The sequence below is a fragment of the Streptomyces sp. NPDC007971 genome (assembly GCF_042958635.1).
Classification (GTDB): Bacteria; Actinomycetota; Actinomycetes; order Streptomycetales; family Streptomycetaceae; genus Streptomyces.
The window spans coordinates 125,039-147,146 of record NZ_JBIBJK010000024.1 but is presented as its reverse complement, the minus strand read 5'-3'; the positions used below and the strand labels follow the sequence as shown (position 1 = coordinate 147,146).

At 71.6% G+C, this 22,108-nt stretch carries 20 protein-coding genes; 15 read left to right on the top strand and 5 right to left on the bottom strand.

Annotated elements, in window-relative coordinates; genetic code table 11:
* Positions 1 to 24: 24 nt before the first annotated feature.
* From ACFZCP_RS38075 to ACFZCP_RS38065, 3 genes are all read right to left on the bottom strand, one after another.
* A complete protein-coding gene (locus ACFZCP_RS38075; RefSeq protein ID WP_391438312.1) occupies positions 25 to 1,407 on the bottom strand; it encodes an FAD-binding protein in 1,383 nt (460 codons plus the stop codon).
* A 204-nt stretch (positions 1,408 to 1,611) separates the two neighbouring features.
* The gene (locus ACFZCP_RS38070) at positions 1,612 to 1,917 is read right to left on the bottom strand and encodes a muconolactone Delta-isomerase family protein (RefSeq protein ID WP_391438309.1); all 306 of its coding nucleotides are present in this window, start codon (positions 1,915 to 1,917) and stop codon (positions 1,612 to 1,614) included.
* A 249-nt stretch (positions 1,918 to 2,166) separates the two neighbouring features.
* Positions 2,167 to 3,969 (bottom strand): glycoside hydrolase family 15 protein, encoded by a 1,803-nt coding sequence (locus tag ACFZCP_RS38065; protein WP_391438377.1) that lies wholly within the window; start codon positions 3,967 to 3,969, stop codon positions 2,167 to 2,169.
* A gap of 567 nt (positions 3,970 to 4,536) precedes the next feature.
* Here ACFZCP_RS38065 and ACFZCP_RS38060 point away from each other — a divergent pair.
* The 12 genes from ACFZCP_RS38060 to ACFZCP_RS38005 all read left to right on the top strand — a co-directional run bounded on the left by ACFZCP_RS38060 (position 4,537) and on the right by ACFZCP_RS38005 (position 18,366).
* A complete protein-coding gene (locus ACFZCP_RS38060) occupies positions 4,537 to 6,186 on the top strand; it encodes a CTP synthase (RefSeq protein ID WP_362696098.1) in 1,650 nt (549 codons plus the stop codon).
* Between the two features lie 98 nt (positions 6,187 to 6,284).
* Positions 6,285 to 6,911 carry an NUDIX domain-containing protein gene (locus ACFZCP_RS38055; protein ID WP_391438303.1) on the top strand — a complete coding sequence of 209 codons (627 nt, stop codon included), beginning with the start codon at positions 6,285 to 6,287 and terminating at the stop codon, positions 6,909 to 6,911.
* A 162-nt stretch (positions 6,912 to 7,073) separates the two neighbouring features.
* A complete protein-coding gene (locus tag ACFZCP_RS38050; protein ID WP_391438300.1) occupies positions 7,074 to 9,137 on the top strand; it encodes a tetratricopeptide repeat protein in 2,064 nt (687 codons plus the stop codon).
* A 149-nt stretch (positions 9,138 to 9,286) separates the two neighbouring features.
* Positions 9,287 to 10,402 carry an alanine dehydrogenase gene (gene ald / locus ACFZCP_RS38045; RefSeq protein WP_391438374.1) on the top strand — a complete coding sequence of 372 codons (1,116 nt, stop codon included), beginning with the start codon at positions 9,287 to 9,289 and terminating at the stop codon, positions 10,400 to 10,402.
* A gap of 414 nt (positions 10,403 to 10,816) precedes the next feature.
* On the top strand, positions 10,817 to 11,950 hold the full coding sequence (locus tag ACFZCP_RS38040) for a ParA family protein (RefSeq protein ID WP_362696092.1): 1,134 nt from the start codon (positions 10,817 to 10,819) through the stop codon (positions 11,948 to 11,950).
* Positions 11,935 to 12,498 carry a hypothetical protein gene (locus ACFZCP_RS38035; RefSeq protein ID WP_391438293.1) on the top strand — a complete coding sequence of 188 codons (564 nt, stop codon included), beginning with the start codon at positions 11,935 to 11,937 and terminating at the stop codon, positions 12,496 to 12,498. Before ACFZCP_RS38040 ends, ACFZCP_RS38035 begins: the two co-directional genes overlap by 16 nt.
* Before the next feature lie 309 nt (positions 12,499 to 12,807).
* Complete coding sequence (locus ACFZCP_RS38030; RefSeq protein WP_391438290.1) at positions 12,808 to 13,908, top strand: segregation/condensation protein A; 1,101 nt, start codon at positions 12,808 to 12,810, stop codon at positions 13,906 to 13,908.
* On the top strand, positions 13,905 to 14,558 hold the full coding sequence (gene scpB, locus ACFZCP_RS38025; RefSeq protein ID WP_391438285.1) for an SMC-Scp complex subunit ScpB: 654 nt from the start codon (positions 13,905 to 13,907) through the stop codon (positions 14,556 to 14,558). The genes ACFZCP_RS38030 and scpB overlap by 4 nt, the downstream gene beginning before the upstream one ends.
* Positions 14,558 to 15,679 (top strand): pseudouridine synthase, encoded by a 1,122-nt coding sequence (locus ACFZCP_RS38020; protein WP_391438281.1) that lies wholly within the window; start codon positions 14,558 to 14,560, stop codon positions 15,677 to 15,679. The genes scpB and ACFZCP_RS38020 overlap by 1 nt, the downstream gene beginning before the upstream one ends.
* 194 nt (positions 15,680 to 15,873) lie before the next feature.
* A complete protein-coding gene (locus ACFZCP_RS38015) occupies positions 15,874 to 16,593 on the top strand; it encodes an NUDIX domain-containing protein (RefSeq protein ID WP_391438277.1) in 720 nt (239 codons plus the stop codon).
* Positions 16,590 to 17,612 (top strand): ADP-ribosylglycohydrolase family protein, encoded by a 1,023-nt coding sequence (locus ACFZCP_RS38010; protein WP_391438275.1) that lies wholly within the window; start codon positions 16,590 to 16,592, stop codon positions 17,610 to 17,612. Before ACFZCP_RS38015 ends, ACFZCP_RS38010 begins: the two co-directional genes overlap by 4 nt.
* Before the next feature lie 4 nt (positions 17,613 to 17,616).
* Complete coding sequence (locus ACFZCP_RS38005) at positions 17,617 to 18,366, top strand: DNA polymerase beta superfamily protein (protein WP_391438273.1); 750 nt, start codon at positions 17,617 to 17,619, stop codon at positions 18,364 to 18,366.
* Here ACFZCP_RS38005 and ACFZCP_RS38000 read toward each other — a convergent pair.
* Positions 18,292 to 19,044 (bottom strand): DNA polymerase beta superfamily protein, encoded by a 753-nt coding sequence (locus ACFZCP_RS38000; protein ID WP_391438270.1) that lies wholly within the window; start codon positions 19,042 to 19,044, stop codon positions 18,292 to 18,294. The two genes, ACFZCP_RS38005 and ACFZCP_RS38000, sit on opposite strands and share 75 nt — an antisense overlap.
* A 22-nt stretch (positions 19,045 to 19,066) precedes the next feature.
* Positions 19,067 to 19,468: a Rieske (2Fe-2S) protein gene (locus ACFZCP_RS37995; RefSeq protein ID WP_362696076.1), complete on the bottom strand. Its 402-nt coding sequence runs from the start codon at positions 19,466 to 19,468 to the stop codon at positions 19,067 to 19,069.
* A 192-nt stretch (positions 19,469 to 19,660) separates the two neighbouring features.
* Between ACFZCP_RS37995 and aroH the strand changes: the two genes are divergently transcribed.
* From aroH to cmk, 3 genes are all read left to right on the top strand, one after another.
* Positions 19,661 to 20,023: a chorismate mutase gene (aroH, locus tag ACFZCP_RS37990; RefSeq protein ID WP_362696075.1), complete on the top strand. Its 363-nt coding sequence runs from the start codon at positions 19,661 to 19,663 to the stop codon at positions 20,021 to 20,023.
* Positions 20,020 to 21,105, top strand: coding sequence for a prephenate dehydrogenase (locus ACFZCP_RS37985; RefSeq protein ID WP_391438264.1), 1,086 nt, complete (start codon positions 20,020 to 20,022; stop codon positions 21,103 to 21,105). Before aroH ends, ACFZCP_RS37985 begins: the two co-directional genes overlap by 4 nt.
* Before the next feature lie 288 nt (positions 21,106 to 21,393).
* Entirely contained in the window at positions 21,394 to 22,089 is a 696-nt protein-coding gene (cmk, locus tag ACFZCP_RS37980) for a (d)CMP kinase (protein ID WP_362696072.1), read from the top strand.
* Positions 22,090 to 22,108 lie beyond the last annotated feature (19 nt).

Genomic DNA, 22,108 nt, shown 5'->3' with positions numbered 1-22,108 from the left:
GCCGACGACAGCCTGTGCCTCCGGCTACACGGGCCGGATGTTGTGGTTGAAGCGGAACACGTTGTCGGGGTCGTGGGCCCGCTTCACCTTCTCCAGCCGCAGCAGGTTCCCCGCGCCCAGTCCCGCGCGCACCCGCTCGGCGCCCTCCTCGCCGATGAAGTTCAGGTACACATCGCCGGTGCTCCACGGCCGGACGTCGGCGCGGACGTCCCGCACCCAGGCGACGGCGCGCTCGTCGTCGGCCGGATCCTCCCAGGCGGCGAAGGGATGCACCGCCCAGGCCGCGTCCCGGTACGGCACCGGGTACGCGTGCGGACCGGCCGCGACCGCCCCGCCCTGCGGGAGGAGGAGATGCTGGGTGGAGGTCGGCACCGGCATGTCCGCGGCGCGGGCGCAGAAGACGTCCACCAGCTCGTCGGGCAGAGCGCCCAGGTACTCCGCCGACGAGTGGTTCCGCAGCCCCGGCGGCTGGTCCAACATGCGCTGGAGGTCGACGTAGGGCAGCGCACCGACCAGCTCCGCCTCGTGCGGCAGCGCCAGCAGCGGCCGGGCCAGCTTGCGCAGATCCTCCTCGCCGCCCGTGTACGTCACCAGCGCCGCGCACAGCAGCGTGCCCACCAGGTGTCCCGGTACGAACTCCAGGGGCGGCCCGGTCAGATACAGCACCGCTCCGCCCACCTCGTCGGGGCCGCCGGTGATGACCTCGCGGAAGGCGCGGACCGCGTCCGGTCCCCGCTGCGGGCGGTACAGCAGGAACGCGGCCGAGAACTCCGGCAGCTCGTGCAGCTCCAGGGTGAGCGCGGTGGCGACGCCGAAGTTGCCGCCGCCCCCGTGCAGGGCCCAGAACAGCTCGGGGTTCTCGTCGGCGTTCGCGTGCACCCGCCCGGCGTCGGCGGTCACCAGCTCCACGCCGATGAGGTTGTCGACGGCGAGGCCGAAGGCACGGTCCAGCCAGCCGGTGCCGCCGCCCAGCACGAAACCGCCGACGCCGGTGGTCGAGGCCCGGCCGCCGGTGGTCGCGAGTCCGTACGGCTGGGTGGCCCGGTCCAGCCGGCTCATCGTGGCCCCGCCCTCGACCCGGACCGCCTCGGCGGCCGGATCCACGGTCACCCGGTGCATCCGGCGCAGATCCACCACGAGTGCGCCGTCGCCCAGGGCCGTGCCGGCCACGCCGTGCCCGCCGCCGCGCACCGCGATGTGCAGGTCCAGCTCCCGACCGAAGCGCACCGCCCTGACCACGTCGGACGCGTCCGCGCACTGTGCGATCACGGCCGGGCGCTTGTCGATCATCCCGTTGAAGACGGCACGCGCCGCGTCGTAGCCCGGATCCCCCGGGGCGAACACGTCACCGGCCAGATCCTCGCGCAGGGCGGCGAGGGCCGCGCCCGCCTTGGAGAGGGGAGCCACGACCGCCCCCTTCCGGAACAGGGGCTGCTGTCCACACCCAGCCTAGGAGCGCACGGCCGACCGGGCACGGCGCGGGCGTTGCTACCTCTCTTCCCGCGACCCCCTTCGCGAGTGCCGCCGCAGCCTGGGCGACCTGCGTTCAGGGAGAGGCCCGCGGCGAGGCGGGCGGAGCGTCCGCCCGCTCCGTGGGGAACGACGGTCGACTCACGCGGGGCCGTCCACCCGGCCGGGGTCGTTGGGGTGGGATTCGAGCGCGGTGACGGTGATGGTGGTCATCCACGGGTGCAGCGGCAGCGTGCCGAGCACCTTCTCGTGCAGCTCCACCTCGTCCGCGGCCCGCCAGATCCCGATGCTGCGCAGCTCCCCGACCGGCCGCCACAGCCGCGCCAGGTTGCCGGTGGCGGCCAGCTCCTTCGCGCGGACCGCCTCGGCGGCCCGCCGCCGGCCGACCTCGTCCTGGCTGGTGCCGTCGGGGATCGTGGTGGTGATCTCGACCAGGAACTCTCGCATGGTCCCTCTCCACTCGGTGAGATGGCCGGTGCCCTCCGCGGCTCGAAGAGGGGGAGCCGGGTGCCGCCGGCCCGTTCCGACCTCAGTGTCCACCGGTCGCCGCAGGCCCGCCACGACGAGCTTTCTGTCTCCGGTTCCGATCCGGTAGGCCCGGGAAACGCCCGGGGAATCGGTACGGGAAGCGTCAGGGGGCGACGGCATCAGAGCCGGGACCCCCAGCCCGCCCCCCAGCCCGACCCCGTAGCCCCTTCAGCCGCCGTAGGCCCCCGAAGCCGTCAGCCGCAGTGCGGTGTCGATCAGCGGGACGTGGCTGAAGGCCTGCGGGAAGTTGCCGACCTGGCGCTGCAGGCGCGGGTCCCACTCCTCGGCGAGCAGGCCGAGGTCGTTGCGCAGCGCGAGGAGCTTCTCGAACAGCTTGCGGGCCTCGTCCACCCGGCCGATCATCGCCAGGTCGTCCGCCATCCAGAACGAGCAGGCCAGGAAGGCGCCCTCGTCTCCGGGCAGGCCGTCGACGCCCTCGTCCTGGCCCTCCGTCGGGTAGCGCAGGATGAACCCGTCCGAGGTGGACAGCTCGCGCTGGATCGCCTCGATGGTGCCGATCACCCGCTTGTCGTCCGGCGGCAGGAAGCCCATCTGCGGAATCAGCAGCAGCGAGGCGTCCAGCTCCTTGGAGCCGTAGGACTGGGTGAAGGTGTTGCGCTCCTGGTCGTAGCCCTTCTCGCAGACGTCCCGGTGGATGTCGTCGCGCAGCTCCTTCCAGCGCTCCAGCGGGCCGTCCGCGTCCCCGGACTCGATCAGCTTGATGGTGCGGTCCACCGCCACCCAGGCCATCACCTTCGAGTGCACGAAGTGCCGGCGCGGGCCGCGCACCTCCCAGATGCCCTCGTCCGGCTCCTGCCAGTGGTCCTCCAGATAGCGGATCAGCTTCAGCTGGAGGAGGGAGGCGTAGTCGTTGCGGGCCAGGCCCGTCATGTGCGCCAGGTGCAGGGCCTCGGTGACCTCGCCGTACACGTCCAGCTGGAGCTGGTGCGCCGCGCCGTTTCCGACCCGGACCGGGGCCGAGGCCTCGTAGCCGGGCAGCCAGTCCAGCTCGGCCTCGCCCAGCTCGCGCTCGCCGGCGATGCCGTACATGATCTGCAGGTTCTCCGGGTCGCCGGCGACCGCGCGCAGCAGCCACTCGCGCCAGGCACGGGCCTCCTCGCGGTAGCCGGTGCGCAGGAGGGAGGACAGGGTGATCGCCGCGTCCCGCAGCCAGGTGTAGCGGTAGTCCCAGTTGCGGACGCCGCCGATGTCCTCCGGGAGGGAGGTGGTGGGCGCGGCGACGATGCCGCCGGTCGGCGCGTACGTCAGCGCCTTGAGGGTGATCAGGGAGCGGACCACCGCCTCACGGTAGGGACCGTGGTACGTACAGTGCTCGACCCAGTCGCGCCAGAACTCCTCCGTCGCCTGCAGGGACTGCTCAGGCTCGGGCAGCGCGGGCGGCTCCTTGTGCGAGGGCTCCCAGGAGATGGTGAACGCCATCCGGTCACCCGGGGCGACCGTGAAGTCGGCGTACGTGGTCAGCGACTTTCCGTAGGTCTCGGCCTGCGTGTCGAACCACACGGAGTCGGGGCCCGCCACCGCCACGGTGCGTCCCTCGTGCTTGTGCACCCAGGGCACCACCCGGCCGTAGGAGAACCGCATCCTGAGCGCCGAGCGCATCGGCACCCGGCCGGTGACGCCCTCCACGATCCGGATCAGCTGCGGCGCGCCGTCACGCGGGGGCATGAAATCGGTCACTCGCACGGTGCCGCGCGGGGTGTCCCACTCCGACTCCAGGATCAGCGAGTCGCCGCGGTAGGTCCGCCGGGCGGCCCGGGGCGGCGGGGAGTCGGCCGCGTGTGCCGGGCCGAGCCGCCAGAAGCCGTGCTCCTCGGTGCCCAGCAGGCCGGCGAAGATGGCATGCGAGTCGAAGCGGGGCAGGCACAGCCAGTCCACTGTGCCGTCCCGGCAGACCAGTGCCGCGGTCTGCATGTCTCCGATGAGTGCGTAGTCTTCGATGCGCCCGGCCACGTGCAACTCCAGTCGAACGGCCACGTCACCCCCGCACAGGGGGGCTGTCGCTAGTGCGGTCAAGGGGTCGTTGTTGTGCGTCGTTGAGCGGTGAAGCAAAGCAGTCCGCCGAGCCCGGAGGCAAAACGACAGTCTTTGCTCAACGAACTGCCGCGCTCTCGTTGTTCCGGGTGATGCAGGCGGGGGTGTTGCCGTCGTTTCCGGCCCGGCTCGGCAGTGAGTGTCCGAGCAGGATACGACGCACGTAGATGATCTGCGTGCCGCTCCCGGCAACCCGTGTGGGCCGAACGAGTGACCGCTGGATGAAACCCGTGTGTCCGGTGCGCATCTGTGTCGCTGCATGTGACGGGCGTGAGGGACGTGCGAGGAGGTGTTCCGTGTCGGTGCGAGCGCGGAGCGTGGCCGGGAGCCATCCCGCCGAGGCGCTGTTACGCTGGTAGCCCGTGGACCGGTGGGCGACAAACCCCCGAACCGCAGCGACGACACCTCCCCGAAAGACCACCGAGTCCTTTGGGCGGGGAGCCGCAACGCATCACAGACAGCGACCACGGGAGCCCCCTCTTGGCCATGACGCCCAAATCCACGACGACCAAGCACATCTTCGTCACCGGGGGTGTCGCCTCCTCGCTCGGCAAGGGCCTCACCGCCTCCAGCCTGGGCATGCTGCTCAAGGCCCGCGGTCTGCGCGTCGTGATGCAGAAGCTCGACCCGTACCTGAACGTCGACCCGGGCACGATGAACCCCTTCCAGCACGGTGAGGTGTTCGTCACCAACGACGGCGCCGAGACCGACCTGGACATCGGCCACTACGAGCGCTTCCTCGACCGCGACCTGGACGGCTCCGCCAACGTCACCACCGGTCAGGTCTACTCGACGGTGATCGCCAAGGAGCGGCGCGGCGAGTACCTGGGCGACACGGTCCAGGTCATCCCGCACATCACCAACGAGATCAAGCACCGCATCCGGCGCATGGCCACCGACGAGGTGGACGTCGTCATCACGGAGGTCGGCGGCACCGTCGGCGACATCGAGTCGCTGCCGTTCCTGGAGACCGTCCGCCAGGTCCGCCACGAGGTCGGCCGGGACAACGTCTTCGTCGTCCACATCTCGCTCCTTCCGTACATCGGCCCGTCCGGTGAGCTGAAGACCAAGCCGACCCAGCACTCCGTCGCCGCGCTGCGCAACATCGGTATCCAGCCCGACGCGATCGTGCTGCGCTGCGACCGCGAGGTGCCGACCGCCATCAAGCGGAAGATCTCGCTGATGTGCGACGTCGACGAGGCCGCCGTCGTCGCCTGCCCCGACGCCCGCTCGATCTACGACATCCCGAAGGTCGTGCACACCGAGGGTCTGGACGCCTACGTCGTCCGCAAGCTCGACCTGCCCTTCCGGGACGTGGACTGGACGACCTGGGACGACCTGCTCGACCGCGTCCACAACCCCGACCACGAGATCACCCTCGCCCTGGTCGGCAAGTACATCGACCTGCCCGACGCCTACCTGTCGGTCACCGAGGCGCTGCGCGCGGGCGGCTTCGCCAACAAGGCCCGTGTGAAGATCAAGTGGGTCACCTCGGACGACTGCAAGACCCCGGCCGGCGCCAAGGCGCAGCTCGGCGACGTCGACGGCATCTGCATCCCGGGCGGCTTCGGCGACCGCGGTGTGCTCGGCAAGGTCGGCGCCATCCGCTTCGCCCGCGAGAACAAGATCCCGCTGCTCGGCCTCTGCCTGGGCCTGCAGTGCATCGTGGTCGAGGCCGCGCGCAACCTGGCCGACATCCCGGACGCCAACTCCACCGAGTTCGACCCGGCCACCGCCCACCCGGTCATCTCCACCATGGCCGAGCAGATGGACATCGTCGCCGGCGAGGGCGACATGGGCGGCACCATGCGGCTGGGCATGTACCCGGCGAAGCTCGCCGAGGGCTCCATCGTGCGCGAGGTCTACGACGGCAAGGAGTACGTCGAGGAGCGGCACCGTCACCGCTATGAGGTGAACAACGCCTACCGCGCGGAGCTGGAGAAGAAGGCGGGCATCCTCTTCTCGGGCACCTCGCCGGACGGCAAGCTCGTCGAGTACGTCGAGTACCCGCGCGACGCCCACCCCTACCTGGTCGCCACGCAGGCCCACCCCGAGCTGCGCTCGCGGCCGACCCGTCCGCACCCGCTGTTCGCCGGCCTGGTGAAGGCCTCCGTCGAGCGGAAGAATTCCAAGTAACGCACCAGTTGTACGGTGGCCGGGGTGCATACCTTCAGAAGGTGGGCACCCCGGTTTCATCCGGCCGGTCTTCTGGAAAGCGTGGGGAAGGGCAGGGCATGACGATCAAGGACACCCCCGAGGAGTGGGAGATCCGCTCGACGGAGACCCCCTTCGTGGGCAACAAGACCTCGGTGCGCACGGACGAGGTGGTCATGCCCGACGGCTCGGTGGTCCGCCGCGACTACCAGGTGCACCCCGGCTCGGTCGCCGTCCTCGCCCTGGACGAGGAGGACCGGGTCCTGCTCATCCGCCAGTACCGCCACCCGGTGCGGCACAAGCTGTGGGAGATCCCGGCCGGCCTGCTCGACGTGCCGGGCGAGAACCCGCTGCACGCCGCCCAGCGCGAGCTGTACGAGGAGGCGCACGCCAAGGCCGGGGACTGGCGGGTGCTGACCGATGTGTACACCACCCCCGGCGGGTGCGACGAGGCCGTGCGGATCTTCCTCGCCCGCGATCTCTCCGAGGCGGAGGGGGAGCGCTTCGTGACGGAGCACGAGGAGACCGACATGGAGTACGCGCGCGTGCCGGTCGACGAGCTGGTGCGCCGGGTGCTCGCCGGCGACGTGCACAACAACTGCCTCGCCGTGGGTGTCCTCTCCCTGGTCGCCGCGCGCGCCGGGGATGGCCTGGACGCCCTGCGCCCGGCCGACGCACCCTGGCCCGCGCGTCCGTTCACGTCCTGAACCCATCCGGGCCCACATTGGTGTGACGATCGCCTGATCCGATCGGGGGACGTGTCCGCCGCGCTCCTCCCGGAACGTCGCAGAGCGTCAACTAGGCTCTGAAACGCCCGTATGGGAAGGACCCGGTGGGCTTGCGCGTGCGGTGGGACGGGAGTGTGGCCCGTGACGGATCAGGCGGTGGACACGGACGACCTGCGGCTGTCGGCATCTTCAGCCGTGAAGGATGATTTCCTGGGCCGCGCACGGGAGTTGAAGGAACTGCGCGCCGACATCGAGCGCGCGGGCCTGGACACCCTCTCCGGCCGCAAGGCACCCCGCGCGCGCGTGCTCCTCGTCGCGGGCCGCCCCGGCTCCGGACGGAGCGCCCTCGCCGCGGAACTCGTACGGCAGATCGCGGACCGTTACCCCGACGGAGTACTGCGGACCCGGCTCAGCGAACCCGACGGCACCCCGGTACCGGTCGAGCGCGCCGCCCGCGAGCTGCTCGCCGCGCTGGAGGTGCAGGCACCGGCGGGGGCCGGCGAGGACGACCTGACCGCGTCGCTGCGCGCGCGTCTCGCCGAGCGGCGCGTCCTGCTCCTGCTGGACGACGCCGCCGGCGCCGAGCAGGTGGACGCGCTGCTGCCGGACGCCCCGGACTGCCTGGCGGTCGCCGTCTCGGGCGGCCCGCTCACCGGCATCGCCGACGTCCGTCCCTGCACCCTGGGGGGCCTGGACACCAAGTCGGCGGTGGAACTGCTCACCCGCTACACCGGCTCCGTGCGCATCACCGTGGACCCGCGCGCCGCCGAGAGCCTGGCCGAGGCCTGCCAGGGCCACCCGGCCGCGCTCACCCTGGCCGGCGGCTGGCTCGCCTCCCGGCCCCAGGCGGCCGTCTCCGACCTGGCCAAACGGATGCGTTCGGACACCGACGAGGGCGACGCCGGCCCCCTCGCCCGCGTCTTCCGGCTCGTCCACGACGAGCTGCCCGCCCCGGCCGCCCGGATACTGCGACTTCTCGCTCTCGCCCCGGCCGGCCTGATCGATCCGCACACCGCCTCGGCCCTGGCCGGCTGCTCGGTGAACGCCGCCCGCTCCGCCCTGGACGGCTTCGTCGATCTCGGCCTGCTGCGCGCCGTGGACTCCCCGCTGCCCGAGTACGACGTCCCCGGCTGTCTGCACCCGCTGCTGCGCTCCCGGGCCGAGAGCCACGAACGCCCCGGTGAGCTGCAGCTCGCCCGCGCCCGCATGCTGGAGCGGACCGTACGGCTGCTGCAGTCGTGCCGCGCGATCACCGAGACGGACAGCCCGCAGGCCCGGGAGAAGCTGCAGGAGACGCCGCCGGCGCTGCGCTTCCCGACGCCGCGCGCGGCCGCCGAGTGGCTGAGCGTGCGCAGACCCGCCCTGCTGGCCGCCGTCCGCCTGGCCGTGGCCGACGGGGAGCTGGACACCCTCGCCCGCCGGCTGATGTCCCAGCTGGTCAGGGCGATGGCGGCGCACTTCGGCACCCAGGCGGCCGCCTGTGACCTGTACGGCGTCCACGGCCTGGTCCTCGATGTCGCCGAACGCCGCGGGCTGCACCGGGAGAAGGCCGCGGCCCTGCTGAACCTGGGCGATCTGGACGCCCAGACCGGCCGCACCCAGGCCGCGCTCGCCCGCTACCGGGCCGCCCTGGACGCCGCACGCGAGGCGAACGACCCGTACGCGACCGGCCGCGCGATGGAATCCGTAGGCGGCGCCCATCAGGAGCTGGGGGACTACGACCGGGCCGCCGACTGGTTCGGACGGGCCCTGGCCGAGCGGCTGGCGCGGGGCGAGCGCGCGGAGGCCGCCCGGCTGTACGGCCGGATCGCCACCGCGCACACCTACGCGGGCCGCTACGGCGAGGCGCTCAGGAACTGGCGGGCGGCCGCCGCCGGATACCGCAAGAACGGCGATGTGGCCGCCCATGCGCGGGCGTTGAGCGAAGTGGCCCGGGTCCAGGAGTACGCGGGCCGGCCCGAGGAGTCGCTGCGCACCTGCCAGGAGGCGGTGGAGTGGGCGCGGCGTGCCGAGGAGGTCCGGTTGCAGGCCGCGCTGCAGCTCCGGCTCGCCGACACCCTGGACCGGCTCGGCGACCCCACGGCCGCCCACCTGCACCGCGCGGTGGCCGAGCGCATGCTGCGTGAGGAGGAGCCGGAGGACGACTCCCACCAGGAAGAAGACCTGAATGCCTGCGAAATCCGTAGCGCATCGAGTGAAGATTGATGCAATGAAAGGCTAGACACGCGGAACACCTTCATTAAACTGGCTCTGCCGCACGTTCTCCTGCGGTGTCTCCCGGTATGCCCCTGCATGCCTGGGTATGTCTTGTAATGCACCCCCCCATACCCTCTGAGCCAAGGACCGTGATCGACGTGAAGGTCGGCATCCCCCGCGAGGTCAAGAACAACGAGTTCCGGGTGGCCATCACCCCCGCCGGTGTGCACGAGCTGGTGCGCAACGGCCACCAGGTCGTCATCGAGCGGGGCGCCGGCGTCGGCTCCTCGATCACGGACACCGAGTTCGTGTCTGCCGGTGCCCAGATCCTGGAGACGGCCGACGAGGTCTGGGCCGCCGCGGACCTGCTGCTGAAGGTCAAGGAGCCCATCGCGGAGGAGTACCACCGCCTCCGCAAGGACCAGATCCTCTTCACCTACCTGCACCTGGCCGCGTCCAAGGAGTGCACGGACGCGCTCATCGAGTCCGGTACCACGGCCATCGCCTACGAGACGGTCGAGCTGCCGAACCGCGCGCTGCCGCTGCTCGCCCCGATGTCCGAGGTCGCGGGCCGTCTGGCCCCGCAGGTCGGCGCCTACCACCTGATGGCTCCGGTCGGCGGCCGCGGTGTGCTGCCGGGCGGCGTCCCGGGCGTGACCCCGGCCAAGGTCGTCGTCATCGGCGGCGGTGTCTCCGGCTGGAACGCCACGCAGATCGCCGTCGGCATGGGCTTCGACGTGACCCTGCTCGACCGTGACATCAACAAGCTGCGTGAGGCCGACAAGGTCTTCGGCAGCAAGGTCAAGGCCATCATGTCCAACACCTTCGAGCTGGAGAAGGCCGTCCTCGACGCCGACCTCGTCATCGGCGCCGTCCTCATCCCGGGCGCCAAGGCCCCCAAGCTGGTCACCAACGAGCTGGTGTCCCGCATGAAGCCCGGAAGTGTTCTTGTCGACATCGCGATCGACCAGGGCGGCTGCTTCGAGGACTCGCGTGCCACCACGCACGCCGAGCCGACCTTCCCGGTCCACAACTCGGTCTTCTACTGCGTCGCCAACATGCCGGGCGCGGTGCCGAACACCTCCACCAACGCCCTCACCAACGCGACGCTGCCGTACATCGTCTCGCTGGCCAACAACGGCTGGGTCGAGGCGCTGCGCCGCGACGCCGCGCTCGCCAAGGGTCTCAACACCCACGACGGCAAGGTCGTTTACCGCGAGGTCGCCGAGGCGCACGGCCTGGAGCACGTCGAGCTGGAGACCCTGCTCGGCTGACCCCCGCAACCCGGTGAGTCGCCAAGTCACCGACGCGCAAAAGGCGATACGTCAACATACGTCGTCAACAGCACGCACTCGGCCGGACCTTGCCCGACAAGGTCCGGCCGGATGTGTGTATGGTCACTTGGCGACTCTTGGTCAACTCGCCTCGAACGTAACCCTTCGACCGATTCGCACACCGGTGAAACCTGCTGTGCGACGGCCGTACGCCCTTGACAGCGGGATGTTTCATTGCCGACACATCCTGCCGGGTCCGGCGGATTGTGTTGCTGCGGACCGCCGACACGCCATAGAGTCGCCAACCGTCGGCATGGTGCCACGCTGACCTTGTCTAGAAGTTCCCTGGTCACCAAGGAGGTAAGACGACTTGTGAATGAGTCGACATTTTCTCCCGGGGGGGGTCAACCAGGAATGCCTGTACGGGGCCAGGGCCCCGCGGGATTCGAGGCTGTCGGCTCCGTTGCTGTGCGCACCTTCGCAGCCCACCAGAGTCCGGGTCCGCAGACCGCCCGGACAGCACACCAGAGCATGGATGGCCATCACGTGAACGCCATGGCCGGCGACGGAAGTGGCGCGCCCCACAACCACTTCGCCGACTACGACGAACTGCCCGAGGGGCACTTCTACGACCCCGACGCCGAATACGAGCCGGACCCGGAGTACGCGGCCACGCTCGCGCCCGACGCTGCCCGTCAGCGCCGCGAGCGCGTCGGCCCGACCGGGCGCCCGCTGCCGTACTTCCCGATCCCGGGACCGCTGACCAGTCACGGTCCCGCGACGATCATCGCGATGTGCAACCAGAAGGGCGGCGTCGGCAAGACGACGTCGACCATCAACCTGGGTGCCGCGCTCGCGGAGTACGGCCGGCGCGTACTGCTCGTGGACTTCGACCCGCAGGGCGCGCTGTCGGTGGGTCTCGGCGTCAACCCCATGGAGCTCGACCTCACCGTCTACAACCTGCTCATGGAGCGGGGCATGTCCGCGGACGAGGTCCTGCTCAAGACGGCGGTCCCCAACATGGACCTGCTGCCCTCCAACATCGACCTGTCGGCCGCCGAGGTCCAGCTGGTCTCCGAGGTCGCGCGCGAGTCGACCCTCCAGCGGGCGCTCAAGCCGCTGCTGCCCGACTACGACTACATCGTGATCGACTGTCAGCCCTCGCTCGGCCTGCTCACCGTCAACGCGCTGACGGCCGCGCACAAGGTCATCGTGCCGCTGGAGTGCGAGTTCTTCGCCCTGCGCGGTGTGGCCCTGCTGACCGAGACCATCGAGAAGGTCCAGGAGCGGCTCAACCCCGAGCTGGAACTGGACGGCATCCTCGCCACGATGTACGACTCGCGCACCGTGCACAGCCGTGAGGTGCTCGCGCGTGTCGTCGAGGCGTTCGACGACCACGTCTACCACACGGTCATCGGGCGCACGGTCCGCTTCCCGGAGACCACGGTCGCCGGTGAGCCCATCACCACGTACGCCTCCAACTCCGTCGGTGCCGCCGCCTATCGCCAGCTCGCCAGGGAGGTGCTCGCCCGGTGTCACGCCGAGTGAGTCTGCCCGGGGCCGACGAACTGTTCCGTACGACAGGGGGGATGGCGCTCCAGCCGTCCACGCCCCGGCGCGGGGCCAACGGCGAGGCCCGGGTGCCGGCTCCCGCGGGAGAGAGCGATCCGGCGGCCACGACCGCCGCGGCGGAGGACGCGCCGCAGTCGGTGCCCGCGCAGGGCGGGGACGGCGAGGGCGCGGAGCATGTGGCGGCGGTCGAGACGGAGACGGCCGAGGCCGGCACCCGCCCGGCACGTCGGCAGACCGAGCAGGAAGGTTCTGCCGCCTCCGCGGCGGCCGCGCAGCCCCGCAAGCGCGGGCGGGCGGCGTCCCGGCGGCCCAGCGGGCGCGAGCGGCACGACGAGAAGATCACGGTGTACGTGTCCGCCGAGGAGCTCATGGACCTCGAGCACGCGCGGCTGGTCCTCAGAGGCGAGCACGGGCTCGCCGTCGACCGCGGCCGGATCGTCCGCGAGGCGGTCGCCGTGGTCCTGGCCGACCTGGAGTCCCGAGGGGACGCGAGCATCCTGGTACGGCGCCTGCGCGGGCGGTAGCGGTAGCCTGCGGGGGCCATGACCTCGAACGACGTTCCCGCACCCACGCCCGGCGCAGCCGCCGGCCGTCGGCGTGTGCTGGGGCGGGGGCCGGGAGCCGCGAAGGCCGCACCGGTCCAGGTGGCCGCGGAGAGCCCCGAGCCGGACGTCCAGGAGCCGCGGATTCCCGGGCCGGAAACTGCCCGGCCGGAGATTCCGGAGCAGGACCTTCCGGAGCATGACCTTCCCGAGCGGGCGATTCCTGCCCCGGCGCCGACGACATCCGTACCGGAGCCGGCCCCTGCGCCCGTGCCGTGGCCGCCAGTGCGCGTGCCTGAGCAGGAGCAGGAGCAGGAGCAGGAGCAGGAGCAGGAGCAGGACCCGGACCCTGAGTCCGTGCGTTTGCCCGAGCCGGAGCCCCAGTCGGCCCCGGCCCCTGGCCCCGTGCCCTCGGGGGACCCGGAGTCCGCGGCGCCCTTGGACGGTGTCTTCAAGGTGCGCCTCTCGAACTTCGAGGGCCCCTTCGACCTCCTCCTCCAGCTCATCTCCAAGCACAAGCTGGACGTCACCGAGGTCGCCCTCTCCAAGGTCACCGACGAGTTCATGGCGCACATCCGGGCCATGGGACCGGACTGGGACCTGGACCAGACGACCGAGTTCCTGGTCGTCGCCGCGACCCTGCTCGACCTGAAGGCGGCCCGGCTGCTGCCCACCGCAGAGGTCGAGGACGAGGCCGACCTGGCGCTGCTGGAGGCCCGTGACCTGCTGTTCGCGCGGCTGCTCCAGTACCGCGCCTACAAGCAGATCGCCGACATCTTCACCCGGCGCCTGGACGACGAGGCCCGCCGCTATCCCCGTACCGTGGGCCTCGAACCCCACCATGCCGAGCTGCTGCCCGAGGTCGTCATCAGCATCGGCCCCGAGGGGTTCGCCCGGCTCGCCGTCAAGGCGATGCAGCCCAGGCCCAGACCGGCCGTGTACATCGACCACATCCACGCCCCGCTGGTCAGCGTCCAGGAGCAGGCGCGGATCGTCGTCGCGCGGCTCAGGGAACTCGGCGAGGCCAGCTTCCGCGCACTCGTCGAGGACACCGACGACACCCTCACCGTCGTGGCCCGCTTCCTCGCTCTGCTGGAGCTGTACCGCGAGAAGGCCGTCGCCCTGGAGCAGGAGGACGCGCTCGGGGACCTGCTCGTGCGCTGGACCGGCGGGGAGGAGGACGCGGCGCCCCTGGTCACCGACGAGTTCGACCGGCCGCCCGAGGAGCCCGGGGACGCCAAGGAGCCCAAGGCGGCGGGGAAGTCCCGGGACGCCAAGGAGTCCAGGGACGGCGAGGAGTCCAAGGCGGCCGGGGAGCCCAGGGGTGCCAAGGAGTCCCGAGTGGCGGAGGAGACGACAGAGACGAAGGAGAAGGAGGAGGAGACGGCGTGAGCGAGGAGACCGCTCAGGTCCCGGCGGGGCTCCGTACCGTCGCCGGCCTGGACCTCAAGCCCGCCCTGGAGGCGGTCCTCATGGTCGTGGACGAGCCCGCGACCGAGGAGCACCTGGCCAGGATCCTGGAGCGGCCCAGAAGGCAGATCGCGGACGCGCTGCGCGAACTGGCCGACGAGTACACCGTGCAGGGCCGCGGCTTCGAGCTGCGCTTCGTCGCGGGCGGCTGGCGCTTCTACACCCGCGCCGAGTACGCGCCCGCCGTCGAGCGGCTCGTGCTGGACGGCCAGACCGCCCGTCTGACCCAGGCCGCGCTGGAGACCCTCGCGGTCGTCGCCTACCGCCAGCCGGTCAGCCGCAGCCGCGTCTCCGCCGTGCGCGGAGTCAACTGCGACGGTGTGATGCGCACCCTGCTGCAGCGCGGTCTGGTCGAGGAGGCGGGCGCGGAACCCGAAACAGGTGCGATCCTGTACAGGACGACGAACTACTTCCTGGAGCGGATGGGCCTGCGGGGCCTGGACGAGCTCCCGGAGCTCGCGCCCTTCCTCCCCGAGGCGGCGGCGATCGAGGCCGAGACGCAGGAGGGCGTGCCGTCGTTCGATCCGGACGCTCCGGATTCCGAGGACGCAGACGACAAGACGGAACTTTGATGCGAAGCAGCAGCGGCAGGAACAGCAGCGGAAACAACGGCGGGAGCCGTGGTGGCAACAGCGGCGGCCGCAGCGGGAGCAGCGGTGGCCGCGGTAACTACCGCGGCGCCGGCAATTCCCGTGACGACAATCAGGGCGGCCGGCCGAAGAAGCCCCGCCCGGAGGAGCGGCGCTACGACGTAGGCCCGGGCGCCACCCAGTCCGGCCCGAAGTCGGGGCGCGGCGCCTCGGCGCGCGGAGGCGCCAAGGGCGGGCCCCGGCAGGGCCAGGGCACCGGGCGCGGCCGTACGGCCCCGGGAACCTCGCGCGAGTACGAGGCACGGGCCGAGGAGCGCAACCGCGAGCGCTACGCGGGCAAGCCGGACGTCAAGCTGCCCAAGACCTTCCCGGGTGCCGAGCAGGAGGGCGAGCGCCTCCAGAAGGTCCTCGCGCGCGCGGGCTACGGCTCCCGGCGGGCCTGCGAGGAGCTGATCGAGCAGGCGCGGGTCGAGGTCAACGGCGAGATCGTCCTGGAGCAGGGCAAGCGCGTCGACACGGAGAAGGACGAGGTCAAGGTCGACGGGCTGACCGTCGCGACGCAGTCGTACCAGTTCTTCTCGCTGAACAAGCCGGCCGGTGTCGTCTCGACCATGGAGGACCCCGAGGGGCGCCAGTGCCTCGGCGACTACGTCACCAACCGTGAGACCCGGCTCTTCCACGTGGGGCGGCTCGACACCGAGACCGAGGGCGTCATCCTGCTCACCAACCACGGTGAGCTGGCGCACCGCCTCACGCACCCCAAGTACGGCGTGAAGAAGACCTACCTCGCCGCCATCGTGGGCCCGATCCCGCGCGACCTGGGCAAGCGTCTGAAGGACGGCATCCAGCTGGAGGACGGCTACGCGCGCGCGGACCACTTCCGCGTCGTCGAGCAGACCGGCAAGAACTACCTGGTCGAGGTGACCCTGCACGAGGGCCGCAAGCACATCGTGCGCCGCATGCTCGCCGAGGCCGGCTTCCCGGTCGAGAAGCTGGTGCGCACCTCCTTCGGCCCGATCACCCTGGGCGACCAGAAGTCGGGCTGGCTGCGCCGCCTGTCCAACACCGAGGTCGGCATGCTGATGAAGGAGGTCGACCTCTAGGAGGCGCCTGCACGGCGTTGTGACGGCCGGTCCCGGGATACCCGGGTCCGGCCGTCGCCGTATGCCCGAACGGGGCTCCTGGAGGCGCTGACGGGGTTGCGGATCACCGTAGGCCTCTTTATTGTCGAGACGACTATTAGTCATCCTGACCATAAAGAGCGACCGGAGACGACCCACGGAGAGGAGGGGCGGGCATGCAGGGCTACGACAAGTACGCCTACGAACCTTTCGCCGTCACCGTCGACCTCGCCGTCCTCACGCTTCGCGCCGGAGGCCTGCACGTGCTGCTGGTCGAACGCGGGCAGGAGCCGTACGCCGGCCACTGGGCGCTGCCCGGCGGCTTCCTGCTGCCCGACGAGTCCGCGGAGGCGGCCGCCCGGCGCGAACTCGCCGAGGAGACCGGCCTGGCCGACGTCTCCGGGCTCAGCCTGGAACAGCTGCGCACCTACAGCGACCCGGGCCGCGACCCGCGGATGCGGGTCGTGTCCGTCGCCTTCACCGCGCTGCTCCCCGAGGCTCCCGAGCCGCGCGGCGGCGGTGACGCGGCCCAGGCCTGCTGGCTGCCGTACGGCTCCGCCGGTCCGCTCGCCTTCGACCACGACCGGATCCTCGCCGACGCCCACGAGCGGATCGGCGCCCGGCTGGAGAACGGCTGCGTCGCGACCGCCTTCTGCCCGCCCGAGTTCACCCTCGGCGAGCTCCAGCAGGTCTACGAGGCCGTGTGGGGCACGGTGCTGGACCGCCCCAACTTCCGCCGCAAGGTGCTCGCCACGCCCGGTTTCGTGGAACCCGTCCCCGGCGCCGCCCGGCTCACCGGCGGTCGCGGCAAGCCGGCCGCGCTCTACCGTGCGGGCACCGCCACCGCCCTGCACCCGCCCCTGCTCCGACCGTCCCCGGAAGGACCCGCATCATGACCACCACCCGGACGAGCAAGCGCGCCGCCACCGGTTCCCTCGTCGGCCTCGCCCTGGGGGACGCCCTCGGCTTTCCGACCGAGTTCAACGACGTGCCCGCGATCCTCGCCAAGTGCGGACCCTGGCGGGAGATGGAGCTGCCCGCGCGCCCCTTCGTCTCCGACGACACGCAGATGACCCTCGCCGTCGGCCGCGCGCTCAGGACCGCCATGGACCGGGGTGTGCTCGCGCCGATGCGGCTGGCGCGTCCGCTGCGCGAGGAGTTCGTGGACTGGTACCAGTCGCCCGAGAACAACCGCGCGCCCGGCCGCACCTGCCTGACCGCGTGCAACCTGCTGAAGGAGGAGGGCCGGATCTGGCAGGACGCCAGCCGGATCGGCTCCAAGGGCTGCGGCGCCAACATGCGCGTCGCCCCGGTCGGTCTCGCCCCCGGCCTGAGCGACGAACAGCGCGCCGGTGCCGCCCAGCTGCAGTCGGCGCTCACCCACGGACACCCCACCGCGCTGGCCGCCTCCGACCTCACCGCCCATGCCGTGCACCTGCTCGCCCGGGGCGCCGATCCGGCCGGACTCGTCGGGCGGCTGCGCTCGTACGCCCACGACAACCGCACCCGCTACCACCACACGTGGCTCGGCGACCTGTGGATGCGGTCCCAGGACCCGGACCCCGAGCACTTCATCGCGCGCGGCTGGGACGAGTGCCTGGACATCCTCGGCCGCCTCCAGGAGGCCGTGCGCACCGTCTCCCCGGAGACCGACCCGTGCCTGGCCACGGGTGCGGGCTGGATCGCCGAAGAGGCCCTCGCCACCGGGCTGCTGTGCTTCCTGCTCTTCCCCGAGGAGCCCGTCACCGCCCTGCGCCGGGCCGCCTGCTCCTCGGGCGACTCCGACTCGATCGCCTGCCTCACCGGGGCCTTCGCGGGCGCCTGGCTCGGCGCGGACGCCTGGCCGGCCGAGTGGGCCGACCGGATCGAGTACCGGGGGGACCTTTTGACACTGGGAGCTCTCTGGGACGCTTAGGTCCATGATCGACGACCTCGACCTGGACCTGACAAGCGTGATCGCCGAGCAGCCCCACCCGCTGCTGTTCGCCACCGTCTCCGGAGCCCACCTGTACGGCTTTCCCTCCGAGGACTCCGACCTGGACCTGCGCGGCGTCCACCTGCTGCCCGCCGCCGACCTGGTCGGGCTGCACGAGCCGGAGGAGACGCGGTCGCGGGCCTGGGTGCGGTTCGGCGTCGAGATGGACCTCGTCACCCACGACCTGCGCAAGTTCGTACGGCTGATGCTCCGGCGCAACGGCTATGTGCTGGAGCAGCTGCTCTCCCCGCTGGTCGCGCACACCACCGACGCACACCGCGAGCTGGCGGCGCTCGTGCCGGGCGTCCTCACCAGCCATCACGCCCACCACTACCGCGGCTTCGCGGTTACCCAGTGGCGGCTGTTCGAGAAGACCGACGAGCTCAAGCCGCTGCTCTACACCTTCCGCGTGCTGCTCACCGGCATCCACCTCATGCGCACCGGCGAGGTCCAGGCCCATCTGCCCACGCTCCTGGACCAGGTGGCCGCGCCCGGCTACCTGCCCGAGCTGATAGCCGCCAAGGCGGAGCGCGAACACGGCACCGCCGACGTCGGGCACGCGCGCGTGGAGGCCGACGTGGAGCGGCTGCACGCCGCGCTCGACGAGGCCCAGGCCGCCTCAGCCCTGCCCGAGGCGGCCACCGCCCACGAGGCCCTGCACGACCTGGTGGTCCGGCTCCGCCTGGAGGGCTGAGGCGCGCCGCGTGCGGAAGACGAAGTCGGCCACGCGCGCGTGGTCCGGCTCCGGCGGCAGCGGGGTGCGGCCCAGCGCCTGTTCGGTCTCGGCCGCGAGACGGGCCATCCACGCCTCGGTCCGTGCCCAGGGGACCTCACCCCGCTTCACCGCCAGCAGCGGCTCCCGCTGGTCGCCGACATCGATCCGCAGCCGGCCGGTGCGCAGCAGATCCCGGGCGCTCATCAGCAGCCGCAGCAGGTGCATCGCGTGCTTCCAGCGCGGTGCGCCCGTCGTGCGGATGTCGGCGTCGAGCTTGCGGCGCTGCCCGAGGGCGTAGCGGGTGAAGGTGTCGTAGACGTGCCGGGAGAGGAACGCGCCGCGCAGGGACAGCAGCTCGCGCCCGGTGTCGTCCACCTGCTCCACCAGCGGGGAGTGCAGGCACTCCAGGATGTTCGGGTTGCTGCGCAGCGCCAGCTCGCAGAACCGCTCCAGCTCCCAGGAGAACTGCTCCTCGCCCGGCCCCTCCACATGCGTCGGCGGCTTCTCGAACCCCCAGAACAGGGGAGTGGGGGCGAGGAAGACGCCCCGCCGGTCGGTGTCGCTGCCCTCGGTGGCCAGGCCGAAGGCCCGCGAACCCATGACACAGGCGTAGATCGTGTGGTCGCGTACGAGAGGCACGGGGTTCTCGGGCTGCATGCCCGGAGCGTACGCGGGCCGCTCACACCAGGCGGATCGAATTTCCCTCCACCTTGATCGTCTTGGGAGGCAGCGGTCTGGGCGCCGGGCCGTGCACGACCGAGCCGTCGGTGATGCGGTACTTGCTGCCGTGGCAGGGACAGTCGATGGTGCCGTCCGCCACCCGGTTCACCGTGCACCCCATGTGCGTGCAGATCGCCGAGAAGGCCTTGAAGTGACCCTTCTGCGGCTGGGTGACCACGACCTTCTGCGCCGCGAAGACCTTGCCGCCGCCCTCCGGGACGTCGTTCGTGCTCGTGAGCACCTTCCCGGTCAGGGACGAGGGGGGCTCCTTCTTTTCGGTGCCGCCGCACCCCACGCACCCGACGGCGAGCGCGGACGCGCCCGTCGCGAGAACCGTGCGGCGGGCCGGGTGTTCGGTCATGCCATCACTCCCATGTCATCGCCTGCCATCGCTGTCATCGTCTGCTGTCGCTCCGGACACTCATGGTGACCAGATATGAAATACCGGATTTCTCGTACTGTCTCAGTGATCGGGCGCGGCGCGCCCGGGCGGCGCGGGCTGACTACCCTGGACGGACCAAGAGCCGATACGCACCCGACAAGGAGCAGCGACGTGGCGGTACGAGCGGTCCGGGGGGCCGTCCAGCTGGAGCGGGACGAGGCCGGCCACATGAACGAGCAGGTGGGCGCCCTGCTCACCGCCATCCTGCAGCGGAACGGACTTGCCGTCGACGACCTGATCAGCATCTGGTTCACGGCTACTCCCGACCTGCACTGCGACTTCCCGGCGGCTGCCGTCCGCAAGCTCGGCATCGTCGACGTGCCCCTGATCTGCGCCCAGGAGCTGGACATCGAGGGCGCCATGCCCCGGGTCGTCCGGGTCCTCGCCCACGTCGAGTCGGAGCGGCCCCGCACCGAGATCGCCCATGTCTACCTCGGTGCCGCCGCCGCCCTGCGCAAGGACATCGCCCAGTGAGGACCGCACTCGTCATCGGCACCGGGCTCATCGGCACCTCCGCCGCACTCGCCCTGACCCAGCGCGGCGTCACCGTGCACCTCACCGACCACGACCCGGCACAGGCCCGTACGGCCGCCGCGCTCGGCGCCGGCACCGACGAGGCCCCCGAAGGCCCCGTGGACCTCGCGATCGTCGCCGCCCCGCCCGCACACGTGGCCGCGCTCCTCGCGGACGCCATGGCCCGGGGCGTGGCCCGCGGCTACGTCGACGTGGCCAGCGTCAAGGGCGGCCCGCGCCGTGAGCTGGAGGCCCGCGGCCTGGACCTGGCCCGCTACATCGGCACCCACCCCATGTCCGGCCGGGAGAAGTCCGGCCCGCTGGCCGCCACCGGCGACCTCTTCGAGGGCCGCCCCTGGGTGCTCACCCCGACCCGGGACACCGACACCGAGGTGCTCAACCTCGCCCTGGAACTGGTCTCGCACTGCCGGGCCGTGCCGGTCGTCATGGACGCCGACGCCCACGACCGTGCCGTGGCCCTCGTCTCGCACATGCCCCACCTGATCTCCAGCATGGTCGCCGCCCGCCTCGAACACGCCGAGGAGGCGGCCGTACGGCTGTGCGGGCAGGGCATCCGGGACGTGACCCGGATCGCCGCCTCCGACCCGGGCATGTGGATCGACATCCTCTCCGCCAACCCCGGCCCGGTCGCCGACCTCCTCACCGAGGTCTCCTCCGACCTGGACGAGACCGTGCGCGCCCTGCGGGCCCTGCAGTCCGCCGACGAGGACAAGCGGCGCGAGGGCGGCACCGGCATCGAGGACGTGCTGCGCCGCGGGAACGCGGGCCAGGTGAGGGTGCCCGGCAAGCACGGGTCCGCCCCGCGGGTCTACGAGGTCGTGGCGGTCCTGATCGACGACCAGCCGGGACAGCTGGCCCGGATCTTCGCGGACGCGGGACAGGCCGGGGTCAACATCGAGGACGTGCGCATCGAGCATGCGACGGGGCAGCAGGCCGGTCTGGTGCAGTTGATGGTGGAGCCGAAGGCGGTTTCCGTGCTGAGTGCTGCGCTGCGGGAGCGGGGGTGGGCTCTGCGGCAGTAGGGCGAGGCGGCCGGCGCCGGGGTGGCCGTTGCCGGGGGCTGCCGCCCCCGGACCCTCGCATCGGCTCTACGGGCCTCGTCCTCGAACGCCGGACGGGCTGGATTTGCCGGGGCTCCTGCTCGTGCGCCGGGCGGTTGGATGCCCAGGCCGGACGGGTCGGCGGCCGAGCCGGGGACCGGTGCCGGTCCGGGGCGTCCGGACGAGTGAGCCGCACCCAGTAACCTTGTGCGGGGCGCCCTCGCGTCCCGCACCCCGCCCACCACGCTTCATGCAGGAAGGTGCCCTCCCGTGGAAAACGGCGCCGCCCCGACCGTCAAGCCCGTGATCGTCGCGATCGACGGCCCCTCCGGCACGGGCAAGTCGAGCACGTCGAAGGCCGTGGCCGCGAAGCTCGGCCTGAGCTACCTGGACACCGGTGCCCAGTACCGGGCGATCACCTGGTGGATGGTCGCCAACGGCATCGACCTGGAGGACCCGACCGCCATCGCGGCCGTCGCCGGGAAGCCGGAGATCGTCTCCGGCACCGACCCGTCCGCCCCGACCATCGTGGTCGACGGCACCGACGTGGCCGGCCCGATCCGCACCCAGGAGGTCACCTCCAGGGTCAGCGCGGTCAGCGCAGTGCCCGAGGTGCGCACCCGGATCACCGAGCTGCAGCGCTCGCTCGCCGCCGGCGCGGAGCAGGGCATAGTGGTCGAGGGCCGGGACATCGGTACGACCGTGCTCCCGGACGCCGACCTGAAGATCTTCCTCACCGCCTCCCCGGAGGCCCGCGCGGCCCGCCGCAGCGCCGAGCTCAAGGGCGCGGACCTCGCCACCACCCGGGAGGCGCTGATCAAGCGGGACGCGGCGGACTCCAGCCGCAAGACCTCTCCGCTCGCCAAGGCGGGCGACGCGGTCGAGGTGGACACCAGTGACCTCACTCTCGCCCAGGTCATCGAGTGCGTCGTCACCCTGGTCGAGGAGAAGCGGGCCGGGAAGTGAGCCTTCCGTCCGAGCGGGG

Bases quoted from the DNA above. Each gene is read 5' to 3' on its own strand.
- ACFZCP_RS38070 (WP_391438309.1), bottom strand. From the start codon at position 1,917: ATGCGAGAGTTCCTGGTCGAGATCACCACCACGATCCCCGACGGCACC.
- ACFZCP_RS38060 (WP_362696098.1), top strand. From the start codon at position 4,537: ATGACGCCCAAATCCACGACGACCAAGCACATCTTCGTCACCGGGGGT.
- ACFZCP_RS38055 (WP_391438303.1), top strand. From the start codon at position 6,285: ATGACGATCAAGGACACCCCCGAGGAGTGGGAGATCCGCTCGACGGAG.
- ACFZCP_RS38040 (WP_362696092.1), top strand. From the start codon at position 10,817: ATGCCTGTACGGGGCCAGGGCCCCGCGGGATTCGAGGCTGTCGGCTCC.
- ACFZCP_RS38020 (WP_391438281.1), top strand. From the start codon at position 14,558: ATGCGAAGCAGCAGCGGCAGGAACAGCAGCGGAAACAACGGCGGGAGC.
- ACFZCP_RS38015 (WP_391438277.1), top strand. From the start codon at position 15,874: ATGCAGGGCTACGACAAGTACGCCTACGAACCTTTCGCCGTCACCGTC.
- ACFZCP_RS38010 (WP_391438275.1), top strand. From the start codon at position 16,590: ATGACCACCACCCGGACGAGCAAGCGCGCCGCCACCGGTTCCCTCGTC.
- ACFZCP_RS38005 (WP_391438273.1), top strand. From the start codon at position 17,617: ATGATCGACGACCTCGACCTGGACCTGACAAGCGTGATCGCCGAGCAG.
- ACFZCP_RS38000 (WP_391438270.1), bottom strand. From the start codon at position 19,044: ATGCAGCCCGAGAACCCCGTGCCTCTCGTACGCGACCACACGATCTAC.
- ACFZCP_RS37995 (WP_362696076.1), bottom strand. From the start codon at position 19,468: ATGACCGAACACCCGGCCCGCCGCACGGTTCTCGCGACGGGCGCGTCC.